Below are 12,765 nucleotides of genomic sequence, written 5' to 3'. Positions count from 1 at the left end.
AAATTTTCGCGCAAGAGGGCAGACGCTTGTCCCTTGTGCTGAGGTGCGTACCTCAAGCGCAAGTTGCTAAAAGTTAACGCCCATATTGCTTCTGCTTTCGTAAGTCTTTGATTTGTGGTATATTTCAGGTTTTCGCACAGGCATATCTTAAAAATCTGAGCCGGTGCCGCTTGACAGAAAATCGACCCTCTGGTTCTTTTCTCTTCAAAGCGCTTTAAAACCTCGGGCATCAACCGGTGGTTAGGGGCTTTGGCGGGGGAGGATAAGAGGTCAGGCGCAAGGCGCCGGGACCGTCCGCACATGCCTCTCCCGTGCATGATTTCACTGGGAGGTTTTTAATGACTCTGAAGAAACTGATCGTCGGCATGCTGGCCAGCGTGACGCTGGTGGGCGGCGCTGCCCAGGCAGCCGAGCTTTCCATTGTGTCCGGCGACACCGGCAATGGCTTGCAGTTCCTGCAGGCGCAGCTCGAAAAGTTTACCGCCGAGACCGGCCACACCGTGACCGTGGTGCCGATGCCCTCGTCGACCACCGACCAGTTTGGCCAGTATCGCCTGTGGCTTGCCGCCGGCAATACCGACATCGACGTCTATACGACCGACGTGATCTGGGCGCCGCAGCTGGCCGAGCACTTCGTCGACCTGTCGGCCGCTGCCGCCGATGTCATCGGGGACCATTTCCCCTCGATCATCGAGTCGCAGACCGTCAACGGCCAGCTCGTTGCGCTGCCCGCCTATACCGACGCGCCCGCCCTGTTCTACCGCAAGGATCTGCTCGAAAAGTACGGCAAGGAAGTGCCGACGACCTGGACCGAGCTGCGTGAAACCGCGACCGAAATCATGGAAGGCGAGCGCGCCGAGAACCCCGACATGTGGGGCTTCGTGTTCCAGGGCAATGCCTATGAAGGCCTGACCTGCGACGCCCTTGAATGGGTCAAGTCCTATGGCGGCGGCCAGATCGTGGAAGCGGACGGCACCATCTCGATCAACAACGAGCAGGCTGTGGCAGCGCTCGAGGAAGCTGCAAGCTGGATCGGCACCATCGCTCCGGAAGGCGTCCTCGCCTATGGCGAAGAAGAGTCGCGCGGCGTCTGGCAGCTCGGCAATGCCGTGTTCATGCGCAACTGGCCCTATGCCTATGCGCTGGGCGAAGCTTCGGACTCTGCCGTTGCCGGCAAGTTCGACGTGGCGCCGCTCCCAGCCGGCGAAGGCCCGGAAGCCCGTTCGGCTGCAACGCTTGGCGGCTGGAACTATGCCGTTTCCAAGTATTCGGAAGACCAGGACGCCGCGATCGAACTCGCCATGTTCCTGACCTCGGCTGAAATCCAGAAGGTTCGTGCCATCGAGCAGACCAACCTGCCGACGATCGAAGCGCTCTATGACGACGCCGAGATTGCCGAAGCCGCTCCGATCATCCCGAACTGGAAGGAAATCTTCCAGAACGCTGTGCCGCGTCCGTCCGCACCGACCCAGGCCGACTACAACGAGACCTCGTCGCTGTTCTGGTCCGCCGTCCACAACACGCTTTCGGGCAATGGCTCGGCTGCCGAGAACCTCGAAGTTCTCGAGGCCGATCTCCAGGACCTGCTGCAGTAAGCGTCACGATCCGGCGGCGTGGGCGGCAGGTTTCCTGCTGCCCGCCTGCCATTGTCGATCCTGGGAGGGGACAAGCACATGGCCACCGAAGCATTGGCGTCACCCGTTGCGCCGCCCGTGAGGAGGGCCAGGTCCGAACTTATGCAGCAGCGCGTGCGCGCCGCCCGCTGGTTCCTCCTTCCCATGATGATTGCGCTGGCGGTCGTGGCCGGTTGGCCCCTGCTGCGCTCGATTTGGTTTTCGTTCACCGATGCCTCGCTGAACAATCTTTACGGCGCCGAATGGGTGGGCTTCGGTAACTACCTGCGCTGGCAGGTTCTGGAAAGCTCGGGCCAGGTGCGTTTCCGCGGGGTGCTGGCCGATCCCGCCTGGTGGAATGCGGTTTGGAATACCGTGCGCTTTGCCTTCTGGTCGGTGCTTTGGGAAACCGTGCTCGGCATGATCGTGGCGCTGGTGCTCAATGCCGAGTTCAAGGGACGTGGCATCGTTCGCGCCGCCATCCTCATCCCCTGGGCCATTCCCACCATTGTTTCCGCCAAGATGTGGAGCTGGATGCTTAACGACCAGCTCGGCATCATCAATGACCTCGGGATCAGGCTCGGTCTCCTGAGCCAGAAGGTCGCCTGGACCGCTTCCGCCGATACGGCGATGACGGCCGTGCTGGTGGTCGATATCTGGAAGACCACGCCGTTCATGGCGCTGCTGATCCTTGCCGGCATGCAGATGATCCCCAAGGACATCTATGAGGCTGCCGAGATCGATGGTGTCCACCCGATCAAGCAGTTCTTCCGCATCACCCTGCCGCTGGTGCGCCCCGCTTTGATGGTGGCGATCATCTTCCGCGTGCTCGATGCCCTGCGCATCTTCGATCTCATCTATGTGCTGACGCCCAATTCGGCGGCCACCAAGACGATGAGCGTGCTCAGCCAGGAAAACCTTTTCCAGTTCGATAATTTCGCGGAAGGCTCGACACAGTCGACCTTGCTGTTCGTGATCATCGCGCTCTTCACCATCCTCTACATCTGGCTCGGCCGCGTGAACTTTGACGGGGAGATCGCTGATGGGCAGCACCATCAATCTTTGGAAGCTGACCAAGTCGGCGCTGTTCTACCTCCTGGTGGCGGTGATCGTCGTGATCGCGGTGTTCCCGTTCTATTACGCGATCATCACGAGCTTCAAATCTGGTACGGACCTGTTCCGCATCTCCTATTGGCCGACCTCGTTCGACTTCAGCAATTATCGCGAAGTGCTGTTCAGCCCCGGCGGCCAATTCCCGCGCAATTTCCTGAACTCGGTCTTTGTCGCTTCGCTGACCGTGATCCTGGCGCTGTTCCTCGCCGTCACGGCAAGCTTTGCGCTCAGCCGCGTGCGCTTTCGCGGCCGTTCGCTGCTGCTGATGACCATCCTGGCGGTCTCGATGTTCCCGCAGATCGCGGTTCTCGCCGGCCTCTTCGAACTGATCCGGTTCCTCGGCATCTACAACACGCCGTGGGCGCTGATCTTCTCCTACACGATCTTCACGCTGCCCTTCACGGTCTGGGTTTTGACCACCTTCATGCGCGACCTGCCGGTCGAGATCGAGGAAGCGGCGATCGTCGATGGCGCAACGCCCTGGGTGATCATCACCCGCGTGTTCATGCCGCTGATGTGGCCGGCTCTGGTGACTACAGGTTTGCTCGCCTTCATCTCGGCCTGGAACGAATTCCTGTTCGCCCTGACCTTCACCTCGTCCAACGCCACCCGCACCGTGCCGGTCGCCATCGGGCTCCTGTCCGGCGGGTCGCGCTTTGAAATTCCATGGGGCCTGATCATGGCCGCTTCCGTCATCGTCACCGTGCCGCTCGTGGTGCTGGTGCTTGTTTTCCAACGTAAAATCGTCAGCGGTCTCACCGCCGGCGGCGTCAAGGGTTAGGCAAAATGGCTGCAATTGAGCTTCGCAACGTTCGGAAATCCTTTGGCGCCGTGAACGTCATCAAGGGTGTCGACCTCGATGTGCGCAAGGGTGAGTTCATGGTGTTTGTCGGCCCGTCAGGCTGCGGCAAGTCCACGCTGTTGCGCCTGATCTCGGGTCTTGAGGAAATCACCTCCGGCGACATGCTGTTCGACGGACAGCGCGTCAACGACCTGGCGCCGTCCAAGCGCGGCATCGCGATGGTGTTCCAGTCCTATGCACTCTACCCGCATATGACAGTCTACGAGAACATGGCCTTCGGCCTGACGCTCGAAAAGGGCAAGGACAAGGAAGAAATCCGCCGCCGCGTCGAGCGCGCCGCCGACATGCTGCAGATCCGCCAGTATCTCGATCGCCTGCCCAAGCAGCTTTCGGGCGGTCAGCGCCAGCGCGTCGCCATCGGTCGCGCCATCACCCGCGACCCCAAAGTGTTCCTCTTCGACGAACCGCTGTCGAACCTCGACGCCGCGCTACGCGTCGCGACCCGTATCGAGATCGCCAAGCTCCATGAGGAAATGGACAATGTCACGATGATCTACGTGACCCATGACCAGGTGGAAGCCATGACCCTGGCCGACCGCATCTGCGTCTTGCGCGATGGTCTGGTGGAGCAGGTCGGCACGCCCATGGAGCTCTACGAAAACCCCAATTCGGTGTTCGTCGCCGGCTTTATCGGCTCGCCCAAGATGAACTTCATTTCCGGCGACAAGGCTGCCGCCTATGGTGCCGAAACGGTCGGCGTGCGCGGCGAGCACATCACCATCGTGCCGGAAAATGGCACCTGGAGCGGCAAGGTCATCCACACGGAAAACCTTGGTGCCGACTCCTACGTCTATCTCGAAATGGGCACCGAAGAGCCGGTGGTCGTGCGGCTCGATGGCGTCAATACCTATAAGAGCGGCGATGTCGTGCAGATCTCGCCGATGGCGGACAAGATCCATCGCTTCGACAGCGCCGGCAAGCCGATGCGCTAACCCATTGTTCGAGCTGGCGGTCTTGAGCCGCCAGCTTTTCGTTCAAACGTGGCATGCCGTTCAGGCGGGAACCTCTGTTGAAAAGCGGGGTTCCCGTTTTCACGGGGCTGCCACGAAGATAACCGGACCCTCCACCCCTCCTCCTGTTTCCTGGGGGTCCTCATCTTAGGAGACTACCAATGCCGATCCGTACCCTGGTCTGGGGCGAAAACGTCCACGAGCAGAAGAACAAGGTTGTTGCCGACAATTATCCCAACGGCATGCACAACCAGATCGCAAAGCTGTTGAGCGAAGACAGCAATCTCGAAATCAAGACCACGACGCTGCAGGAGCCCGAGCATGGGCTGACCGATGCCGTCCTCGCCCAGACCGACGTGCTGTTGTGGTGGGGCCATGCGGCTCACGACAAGGTCGACGATGAAGTCGTCAAGCGCGTGCAGCAGCATGTCTGGCAGGGCATGGGGCTCCTGGTTCTCCATTCGGGTCACCATTCCAAGGTCTTCAAGGCGCTGATGGGCGCGCCGGCAAACCTTCATTGGCGCGAAGCAGGCGAACGCGAACGTCTCTGGGTGGTCAATCCGGGTCACCCGATCGCCAAGGGCCTGCCGCCCTATTTCGAGCTCGAATACGAAGAAATGTATGGCGAGCCCTTCACCGTGCCAGAACCGCTGGAAACGGTGCTCGTGTCCTGGTTCCAGGGCGGCGAAGTGTTCCGCTCGGGCCTCACCTATCGTCGTGGCGCCGGCAATATCTTCTATTTCCGACCCGGTCACGAAACCTACCCGACCTATCACGACGCCAATGTCGGCAAGGTGCTGCGCAATGCGGTCAACTGGGCCTATAACGGCGACCGCCATGCCCATCTGATGAAGGCGCCGAACACGCCGGTAGCCGAAGCGATCGAAAAGATCGAAGAGCGCGGCGCGAAGCTGAGTTCTTCCGAACATGCTGGTCAGGTAAAGAGCTGATCCGAGCGTTCATGAGGCTCCCGCAGGGGAGCCTCTTTTCGCATGGTCACGATGCAGGAAATCCCGCTTGCGCGGGTGCATCGCGGTGATAAAGCAGCGGGCAATTGTCCCCCTAAGGAATAAAAGACGATGCGTATCCTGATCCTGGGTACCGGCGGCATGGCCAACCAGCATGCCAAGCATTTTGCGGCGATTGAAGGCGTGACCTTGGCGGGCGGCGTCGACGTCGATCCGGCGCGCGTCGAAGCTTTCTGCCAGACGCATAATATCGAGCGCGGTTTCGGCTCGCTCGATGCGGCAATCGCCTGGGGCGAGTTCGATGCGGTGGCCAATGTCACCCCGGACAGCGTGCACTATCCGACGACCATGGCGGCTATCGCTGCCGGCAAGCATGTGTTCTGCGAAAAGCCGCTGGCGACCGACCATGCACGCGCCATGGAAATGACCGAGGCCGCCGAGGCTGCCGGTCTCGTCAACATGGTGAACCTCACCTATCGCAATGTCGCGCAGCTGCAAAAGGCGCGCGAGATCGTGCAGTCGGGGCAGATCGGCAAGGTCAAGCATTTCGAGGCGAGCTACCTCCAGAGCTGGCTGGTCTCCAAGGCCTGGGGCGACTGGCGCTCCGAGTCGCAGTGGCTGTGGCGCCTGTCCAAGAAGCACGGCTCCAACGGCGTGCTCGGCGATATCGGCGTCCACATTCTCGACTTTGCCGCCTATGGCGCCGGCAGCGATTTTTCCAAGGTGTTCTGCCGGCTCGAGACGTTCGAGAAAGCCGAGAACAACAAGATCGGCGAATATGATCTCGACGCTAATGACAGCTTTGCCATGACGGCGCAGCTCGAAAACGGCGCGCTGGGCGTCATCCACGCGACGCGCTGGGCTACCGGCCACCTCAACGAATTGCGCCTGCGCATCTATGGCGAACTGGGTTCGGTGGAAGTGCAGCACCGGCATGACTGGAGCAAGCTGCGCACCTGCCTTGGGACGATGCCGAAACCGGCACCTGGACCGAGGTCGAGCCCGAAACCGTCCCGACTAATTACATGCGCTTCATCGAAGCCTGCCGCTCGGGCCACAATCTCGAGCCCAGCTTCCGCCACGCTACCAATATCCAGAAGGTTCTGGACCTGGCGACGGTCACCGATCGCGACAAGATGGAACACGCTGTCTGACAAGAAAAGCCCGCTTCGGCGGGCTTTTTGTTGCGCGTCAGGCCTTCTTGCCGACGGGACCGAGGTGGGTCTGGTTGAAGCTCGCTGCAAATTTGAGGCCATAGCCCAGGCTGCGGTCCAAGCCGATATGGGCAGCGAGGATCAGGGCAATCTGCCAGAGCAGCGGAGTGCCCGAAAGCCAGCCCAGCCCTGCGAGAAGAAGGGGCAGGGGGTAGGAATGTACGGCGTTATAGGCGATGGCGCCCGCTCTTGGGCCGAAGCGATACGCAATGAAGCTCAGGTCGGGCGCGAAGAACGAAAGCGCAAAGAGCCAGGGATTGCCACCGAAGATGAAGTAGATCGCAACGGCAAAGGCGAGCAGGCTTAAGCCTTCAAAGCGAAGCAGGGTGCGTATGGATCCGGTGGCGGCTGCGGCGGGAAGGGCGAGGGTCATTTGAGGGCTCCTTGTTGCCCTTAGAGCTAGCGACCGGCGGTGCCGTGGCCAATTGCCGATGCGCCTATGTCCGGTATGCGCCGATGTATGGGTCGGCGCTCAGAAGTCCCCGGCGAAGTGAACAGTGTGACGGGGAACCTCTCGCCTTGTCAGGAGATTGCAAGCTTTGAGCATCATCGATGTTGAGTACCCACCCTATGCAAGTTCAAAATACGAAATCGTTTCTTGTTGTCGATGACGAGCCGCTGGTGCGCATGGATATGGCGGAGCTGATCCGCGAGAATGGCTACGAGGCCTGGGAAGCGGCCAATGCCTCCGAGGCCCTGGGCATTCTGGAGCGGGCGGGCGATGCCTTTATCGGCCTGATCACCGACGTCAACATGCCCGGAACGCGCAATGGCATGGTACTGGCCAACCACGTTCGCGCCATCTGGCCGCATATCCGCATCATCGTGGTTTCGGCGGGCCGCAAACCCTTTGCCGGCGAGCTGCCGGACAATGCGAGCTTCATTCATAAGCCCTGGCGGCCCGAACAGGTCGTGACCGCCATCGGCGCGGTCTAGCAGAAAGGGCGCCTGCGGGCGCCCTTCGCATTTTTCGATACGGGATCAGTCGAGGACGGTGATGCGACCGTCGAGATAGGGCGCTACTTCGCCGCCCTGCTTGGCGATGTATTCGGCCAGGACCTGCTCGAGCGGCGGGCCGAAGTCATAAGGATTGTCGCCTTCGGCAAAGGTCTCGAAGCCATCGCCGCCACCGCGCACATAGTTGTTGGTCACGATTGTATAGGTGGCTTCCTCGTCGATCGGCACCCACTCGTCGCCTTCGCCCTTGACCATGACATCGCTGACACGCTCGCCGACTGGCTTGGACAGGGTGTAGCTGTATTTCAGCCCGGCGACCTGGGAGAAGCGGCCGGCGCCGTTTTCGACGTCGGAGACACCATTTTCCAGCGCTTCGATGACGTCGGCACCCGAGATGTCGACGGTCGCGAGCGTATTGGAGAAGGGCAGCACGGTAATGACTTCGCCAACGGTGATTTCACCGGCGTCGATGGACGCGCGAATGCCGCCACCGTTCTGGAAGGCGATGTCGGCGCCTTGGTCCTGACGCGATCAAGGATGGCGTCGGCCAGGAGGTTACCGAGCGAGCATTCCTTGACGCGGCAGACTTCGCGGCTGCCTTCGAGATTGTCCGAAGCGGTGCCGATCACGACGCTCATGGCTTCTTCGATGGGGGCGGCGAGTTCGGCGAGCTGGCCGGTGAAGTCTTCGTTGGCCTCGACGGACGCGTCGATCAGGAAGGGTTCGCCCTCGGCCTTGGTGACGACGCCGTCGTCATCCCAGGTGATGGAAATGTCGCCCAGATACTTGCCGTACTGGTTGGCCTGAACCACCGGCACTTCGACGCCATCGGGATTGGTGACCATGGTGGGGTAGGGGCCGGCGGCGCCTTCGGCAGTGTTGGACAGCAGCGTGTGCGAATGGCCGCCGACGATCACGTCGACCAGCGGCAGGGCAGCGGCGACTTCGAGGTCGACGGTGTAGCCGATGTGGCTGAGCAGAATGATCTTGTTGACGCCGGCTGCGTCCAGCGCTTCGGAGGCGCCGCGGACATATTGGATGACGTCGGTGAATTCGACATTGGGGCCGGGCGAGGCAATTTCGGGCGTGTCTTCGGTGGTGGCGCCGATGATGCCGACCTTTTCGCCGCCGATATCGAGGACGATCGAGCCCTTGATCTTGCCGCGCAGGTTTTCGTCGCGCGTGACATCGAAATTGCCGCCGATGATCGGGAATTCGGCGGCGTCGATAAACTTCATGAATTCTTCGGGGCCGTCATCGAATTCGTGGTTGCCGGTGGCGACGACGTCAAAGCCCATCTGGTTGAAAAAGTCGGAGACTACCTTGGACTTGTAGGTCGTGTAGTAGAGCGAGCCCTGGAAGTTGTCGCCCGCGGAAAGCAGCAGGGAATTGCCGTCGGCATAGCCGGCGCGCGTATCGTCGATGATGGTCTTGAGACGGGCGATGCCGCCAAAGCATTCACCCGCCGCATCGGTCTCGGCATCGCAATTGCTGTCGGTGCCGGTGATCGGGTCGAAGCGCGAATGGAAATCGTTGATGTGGAGGATGTTCAGCGTGAACTCGGCCTGGGCGGCGGTGGAAAAACCCGCGCAGAGCGTGAGCGCGGTGGCGCCCAGCAGTATCTTTTTCATCCCTGTGGTCCCTTGTTTGCTTTCGTATCGGCGCTGCCGGGCAGTGCCGGCAGGAAGTTAAGCAGACATTTATGACAGCGCAAAGGGCTGGGGCGATTTGGCAACAGGCTGGTGCAAACCGTTAAGCCCTGCATGTCGAACAGGGCGTGCAGGCGTAAAGACGGGTGCAAGGGTTTGGGTGCTACTGCTATGAGCCACCGACCCGGCGAACCCCAAGCAGATCCCACCCATGAGCCTTGCCCTCGAAAGCCTGATGCGCGAGACCGAAACCTCGCGTCCGGTTCGGGCGCCCGAAAGCAGCCTGCTGTCGTTCATCGTCATCGGTGGCGGCGGAGCGCTCGGCTTTGTCGCTCTCAGCAGCCTCCTGATCGCGCTCTTGCCGCGGATCGACGCCTGGGTCGTCAGTTCCTGGTGCTATGCCGGCTTCATCCTGCCGGTCTATCTCCTGCACCGCCGCTTCAGCTTCCGCTCGGTGGCCGCCCATCGCGATGCGCTGCCGCGCTACATCGCCGTGCAGATGCTGGCGCTGGTTCTGGCGACGCTCTTCGGCCAGCTGTTTCACGGGGTGATGGGTCTGCCGAGCCTAGCGGCTTCGATCCTTATCGTGGGGCTCACATCGGGGCTCAACTTCGTCATTCTCAAGCTCTGGGCTTTTGAAGTCGGGCCCCGTCTCAAGGTGCAGTTCGAGCGGAACTGAGCGCTTTCAATAGCGCTCGAGTAGAGTATTCTCCGCCGCGTTTGATTTGCGGGGAGTAGCTCATGCGCAGTGCTTTGATCGTTTATGGCGGCTGGGAAGGTCACGACCCGGAGGAATGCGCCGCCATCTATCGGCGCTGGCTGCATGAGGACGGCTACTCGGTGCGCATGGCCACCGAGACCCAAGCCTTCGCCGATCCGTCCATCCACGATCTGTCGCTGATCATCCCGATCTTTACCATGAGCAAGATCGAGAAGGCCGAGGTCGAAAACCTGACCAAAGCCGTCCAGGGCGGCGTTGGCCTCGCCGGTCACCATGGCGGCATGAGCGACGCCTTCCGCGAAGCGGTGGACTACCAGTTCATGGTCGGCGGCCAGTGGGTGGCTCATCCCGGCAACATCATCGACTATACGGTTGACGTGACCAAGCCCGACGATCCGATCATGGCCGGGATCAAGTCGTTCCCCTATACGTCAGAGCAATATTACATGCATGTCGACCCCTCCAACGAGGTATTGGCGACCACAACCTTTACCGGCGAGCATGCAAGCTGGATCGACGGCGTCACCATGCCGGTGGTGTGGAAGCGGCGTCATGGCGCGGGCAAGGTGTTCCACATGACGCTTGGGCACGCGGCCAAGGAGTTCGAGAATTCCAACATGGCCACCATCATGCGCCGCGGCATGAACTGGGCGGCGCGCGACGAATAAGCCAAGCCGCATCCCGCTCCCCTCCAACGAAAACGTCATCGGCTCGCCGCAGCCGATGTCGGAACTGCATGGGTATCCTCGGGTTCTGCCTTAACACCCGTTAAGGAGCACCCTGATGAAGACCTTTACGCCTGCGATCGCTGCCCTGGCCGTCGCCGCTTTCACGCTGCCGGTTTCTGCACAGGAGGCCGCGTTCACGCTGCCCGAGCTCGGCTATGAATATGACGCGCTCGAGCCCGTCATCGACGCGCAGACGATGGAGCTGCATCACTCCAAGCATCACCAGACCTTTGTCGATAACCTCAACAAGGCCGTTGAAGCCGGTGACATTGCTGAAGGCGCAACAGTCGAGGAACTCGTCGCCACTGCCGGCACCCAGCCGACGGGCGTACGCAATAGCAGGTGGTCACTGGAACCACACCTTCTTCTGGGAAATCATCGGGCCGACGGCCGAGTCCGGTGAGCCGAGCGAAGAACTGGCGAGTGCAATCGACGCCGTTTATGGCTCGATGGATGAGTTCAAGGCCGATTTCGAAGCCGCCGGCGCTGCACGCTTCGGCTCGGGCTGGGTCTGGCTAATCGTCAACGAAGCCGGTGAACTCGAAATCACCTCGACGCCGAACCAGGACAATCCGCTGATGGACGTGGCCGAGGTCAAGGGCACGCCCGTGATCGGCAATGATGTCTGGGAACACGCCTATTACCTCACCTACAACAACCGTCGCGCCGAATACCTGACCAAGTGGTGGGATGTGGTGAACTGGGACGAAGTCTCGGAACGCTATGCCGAGGCCCTGGCCGACTAAAAGCGACCCCTGTCACCCTCGGGCTCGTCCCGAGGGTCTCACCAACGCAGCAGCCAGCGCCCGAGAGCGGCGCCCAACGCTGCGACAATCCCGATCCCTAGCGAATACCAGACGGCCATGAACATCATGCCCGTTTCGCCGCAGTAGATGGCGTAGCTCGCCGCGGCCAGTCCCCCGGCACAAAGGCCAGCAGCAAGACCCGCCATGCTCGGCGAGCGTGGCGCCATGCTACGCAAGGCCATCAGAAGCGTGGTCAGGAGCGGCAGGCCCGTCAGTGCGATGAGCCAGGGGCAGAGCAGAGCGGTGCTGCCCATCAGCGTCGGCATGTCGTAGCCGGTCTGGCTCCAAAACATGCTGCCCATGCCCACAGCCATAAGCACGAGCGCCGCGGCGCCGACCAGCGGCCAGCGAATGCGGCCATTGGGACGAGCGAGCGCCGGTGCGGCACCAAGACCCAGAAGACCGAAGGCCAGTGCATATCCCGCCTTGACCCAGAACATGGTGCTGCCCCAGGCAGCGCCCAGGTCGTGACCTAAGAGAAGATCGAAGACGACGAAGGTCAGCAATCCCGTCAGCGCCAAGCCAGCGATGAGCGCCATCAACAGCCGGCGCTCCATCGCGCGCGGCGGCACCGGCGTCAGGTCGGCGGCAAGCCGGTCGATCATCTGCTCGCTCATTTGGCGCCTCCGAACCGGCCCATCAACGCCTTGAGGCCACGATGGATGGAGACCTTGGCGGCTGTCTCAGTCATGCCGTGTCGCGCGGCGGCTTCCGCAACGCTAAGGCCTTCGAGGCGCGTTTCGCGAATGAGATCAGCTGTCCGCTCCGTCACACCCCGAGCACGATATCCACGTCGTGCCGGTCGGCCGCGTTACCGCTGAGGTCCTCGGCGAAAACTGGCGCATCGTCTTCGAGCTGCACGGTTTGGCGGATGGACGAGCGGCGGACATGATCGACAAATTTATGGTGCGCTACCGCATGCAGCCAGGCGGTAAAGGGCCGATTGCGATCATAGGTCATACGCCGCGTATGAACGGCCAGCAGAGTTTCCTGCACGAGGTCCTCCGCGTGCGACTGGTGGGCGGGGGTGAGCCGCCGCAGAAAATAGGGGCGCAGATAGCGCGCGAGATCCGCGAGCAGACGCCGATAAGCAGCCTTATCGCCGTCGAGTGACGCACGCATCAGCCCGCGCAGCCTCGTCTCGGTCGCATCTGCCTGCACTGTTTGTTTATTCGCCCGCATGA

Annotated in this window: 12 protein-coding genes and 4 pseudogenes; 11 read left to right on the top strand and 5 right to left on the bottom strand. The window is 61.4% G+C overall.

Annotated features, from left to right (window positions below):
- Positions 1 to 338: 338 nt before the first annotated feature.
- The 6 genes and pseudogenes from G5575_RS12120 (at position 339) to G5575_RS12095 (ending at position 6,660) form a co-directional block, all read left to right on the top strand.
- The gene (locus G5575_RS12120) at positions 339 to 1,595 is read left to right on the top strand and encodes an ABC transporter substrate-binding protein (protein ID WP_164534524.1); all 1,257 of its coding nucleotides are present in this window, start codon (positions 339 to 341) and stop codon (positions 1,593 to 1,595) included.
- Positions 1,596 to 1,673: 78 nt separating this feature from the next.
- A pseudogene (locus G5575_RS12115) lies at positions 1,674 to 2,645 on the top strand (carbohydrate ABC transporter permease); the annotation flags it as partial.
- A gap of 10 nt (positions 2,646 to 2,655) precedes the next feature.
- Complete coding sequence (locus G5575_RS12110; RefSeq protein ID WP_164534523.1) at positions 2,656 to 3,507, top strand: carbohydrate ABC transporter permease; 852 nt, start codon at positions 2,656 to 2,658, stop codon at positions 3,505 to 3,507.
- Between the two features lie 5 nt (positions 3,508 to 3,512).
- Positions 3,513 to 4,520, top strand: a complete 1,008-nt coding sequence (locus tag G5575_RS12105) for an ABC transporter ATP-binding protein (RefSeq protein ID WP_164534522.1) — start codon at positions 3,513 to 3,515, stop codon at positions 4,518 to 4,520.
- A gap of 179 nt (positions 4,521 to 4,699) precedes the next feature.
- Positions 4,700 to 5,488, top strand: a complete 789-nt coding sequence (locus G5575_RS12100) for a ThuA domain-containing protein (RefSeq protein ID WP_164534521.1) — start codon at positions 4,700 to 4,702, stop codon at positions 5,486 to 5,488.
- A 129-nt stretch (positions 5,489 to 5,617) separates the two neighbouring features.
- Positions 5,618 to 6,660 (top strand): annotated as a pseudogene (locus tag G5575_RS12095) (Gfo/Idh/MocA family protein).
- Between the two features lie 37 nt (positions 6,661 to 6,697).
- On the opposite strand, the gene G5575_RS12090 reads toward G5575_RS12095, so the two are convergent.
- Complete coding sequence (locus G5575_RS12090) at positions 6,698 to 7,093, bottom strand: DUF4260 domain-containing protein (RefSeq protein WP_164534520.1); 396 nt, start codon at positions 7,091 to 7,093, stop codon at positions 6,698 to 6,700.
- Between the two features lie 197 nt (positions 7,094 to 7,290).
- Between G5575_RS12090 and G5575_RS12085 the strand changes: the two genes are divergently transcribed.
- The gene (locus G5575_RS12085; protein WP_164534519.1) at positions 7,291 to 7,656 is read left to right on the top strand and encodes a response regulator; all 366 of its coding nucleotides are present in this window, start codon (positions 7,291 to 7,293) and stop codon (positions 7,654 to 7,656) included.
- 45 nt (positions 7,657 to 7,701) lie between these two features.
- Here the strand turns inward: G5575_RS12085 and G5575_RS20455 are convergent, their stop codons facing one another.
- Together G5575_RS20455 and G5575_RS20450 are read right to left on the bottom strand one after the other, a co-directional pair.
- Entirely contained in the window at positions 7,702 to 8,148 is a 447-nt protein-coding gene (locus G5575_RS20455) for a 5'-nucleotidase C-terminal domain-containing protein (protein ID WP_328766101.1), read from the bottom strand.
- Positions 8,149 to 8,627: 479 nt separating this feature from the next.
- Positions 8,628 to 9,308: pseudogene (locus G5575_RS20450) on the bottom strand (metallophosphoesterase); the annotation flags it as partial.
- 229 nt (positions 9,309 to 9,537) lie between these two features.
- Here G5575_RS20450 and G5575_RS12075 point away from each other — a divergent pair.
- The 4 genes from G5575_RS12075 (at position 9,538) to G5575_RS22490 (ending at position 11,521) form a co-directional block, all read left to right on the top strand.
- Positions 9,538 to 10,005, top strand: coding sequence for a GtrA family protein (locus G5575_RS12075; RefSeq protein WP_164534518.1), 468 nt, complete (start codon positions 9,538 to 9,540; stop codon positions 10,003 to 10,005).
- Between the two features lie 62 nt (positions 10,006 to 10,067).
- A complete protein-coding gene (locus G5575_RS12070) occupies positions 10,068 to 10,715 on the top strand; it encodes a ThuA domain-containing protein (RefSeq protein ID WP_164534517.1) in 648 nt (215 codons plus the stop codon).
- 115 nt (positions 10,716 to 10,830) lie between these two features.
- Positions 10,831 to 11,178: a hypothetical protein gene (locus tag G5575_RS22495; RefSeq protein WP_456236462.1), complete on the top strand. Its 348-nt coding sequence runs from the start codon at positions 10,831 to 10,833 to the stop codon at positions 11,176 to 11,178.
- A 46-nt stretch (positions 11,179 to 11,224) separates the two neighbouring features.
- Positions 11,225 to 11,521 (top strand): superoxide dismutase, encoded by a 297-nt coding sequence (locus G5575_RS22490; RefSeq protein ID WP_456236461.1) that lies wholly within the window; start codon positions 11,225 to 11,227, stop codon positions 11,519 to 11,521.
- Positions 11,522 to 11,559: 38 nt separating this feature from the next.
- Here G5575_RS22490 and G5575_RS12060 read toward each other — a convergent pair whose 3' ends face one another.
- Together G5575_RS12060 and G5575_RS12055 are read right to left on the bottom strand one after the other, a co-directional pair.
- Positions 11,560 to 12,198, bottom strand: a complete 639-nt coding sequence (locus tag G5575_RS12060) for an NrsF family protein (RefSeq protein WP_164534516.1) — start codon at positions 12,196 to 12,198, stop codon at positions 11,560 to 11,562.
- Positions 12,195 to 12,703 (bottom strand): annotated as a pseudogene (locus G5575_RS12055) (sigma-70 family RNA polymerase sigma factor). Before G5575_RS12055 ends, G5575_RS12060 begins: the two are co-directional and overlap by 4 nt.
- Positions 12,704 to 12,765 lie beyond the last annotated feature (62 nt).

It is taken from the genome of Devosia aurantiaca (assembly GCF_011058215.1).
In the GTDB taxonomy this organism is placed as follows: Bacteria; Pseudomonadota; Alphaproteobacteria; order Rhizobiales; family Devosiaceae; genus Devosia; species Devosia aurantiaca.
The sequence above is the reverse complement of the archived record's forward strand: the minus strand, read 5'-3'. Positions and strand labels throughout refer to the sequence as shown.

Coding starts and splice junctions, on each gene's coding strand:
- G5575_RS12120 (WP_164534524.1), top strand. CDS start 339: ATGACTCTGAAGAAACTGATCGTCGGCATGCTGGCCAGCGTGACGCTG.
- G5575_RS12110 (WP_164534523.1), top strand. CDS start 2,656: ATGGGCAGCACCATCAATCTTTGGAAGCTGACCAAGTCGGCGCTGTTC.
- G5575_RS12105 (WP_164534522.1), top strand. CDS start 3,513: ATGGCTGCAATTGAGCTTCGCAACGTTCGGAAATCCTTTGGCGCCGTG.
- G5575_RS12100 (WP_164534521.1), top strand. CDS start 4,700: ATGCCGATCCGTACCCTGGTCTGGGGCGAAAACGTCCACGAGCAGAAG.
- G5575_RS12090 (WP_164534520.1), bottom strand. CDS start 7,093: ATGACCCTCGCCCTTCCCGCCGCAGCCGCCACCGGATCCATACGCACC.
- G5575_RS12085 (WP_164534519.1), top strand. CDS start 7,291: ATGCAAGTTCAAAATACGAAATCGTTTCTTGTTGTCGATGACGAGCCG.
- G5575_RS12075 (WP_164534518.1), top strand. CDS start 9,538: ATGAGCCTTGCCCTCGAAAGCCTGATGCGCGAGACCGAAACCTCGCGT.
- G5575_RS12070 (WP_164534517.1), top strand. CDS start 10,068: ATGCGCAGTGCTTTGATCGTTTATGGCGGCTGGGAAGGTCACGACCCG.
- G5575_RS22495 (WP_456236462.1), top strand. CDS start 10,831: ATGAAGACCTTTACGCCTGCGATCGCTGCCCTGGCCGTCGCCGCTTTC.
- G5575_RS22490 (WP_456236461.1), top strand. CDS start 11,225: ATGGATGAGTTCAAGGCCGATTTCGAAGCCGCCGGCGCTGCACGCTTC.
- G5575_RS12060 (WP_164534516.1), bottom strand. CDS start 12,198: ATGAGCGAGCAGATGATCGACCGGCTTGCCGCCGACCTGACGCCGGTG.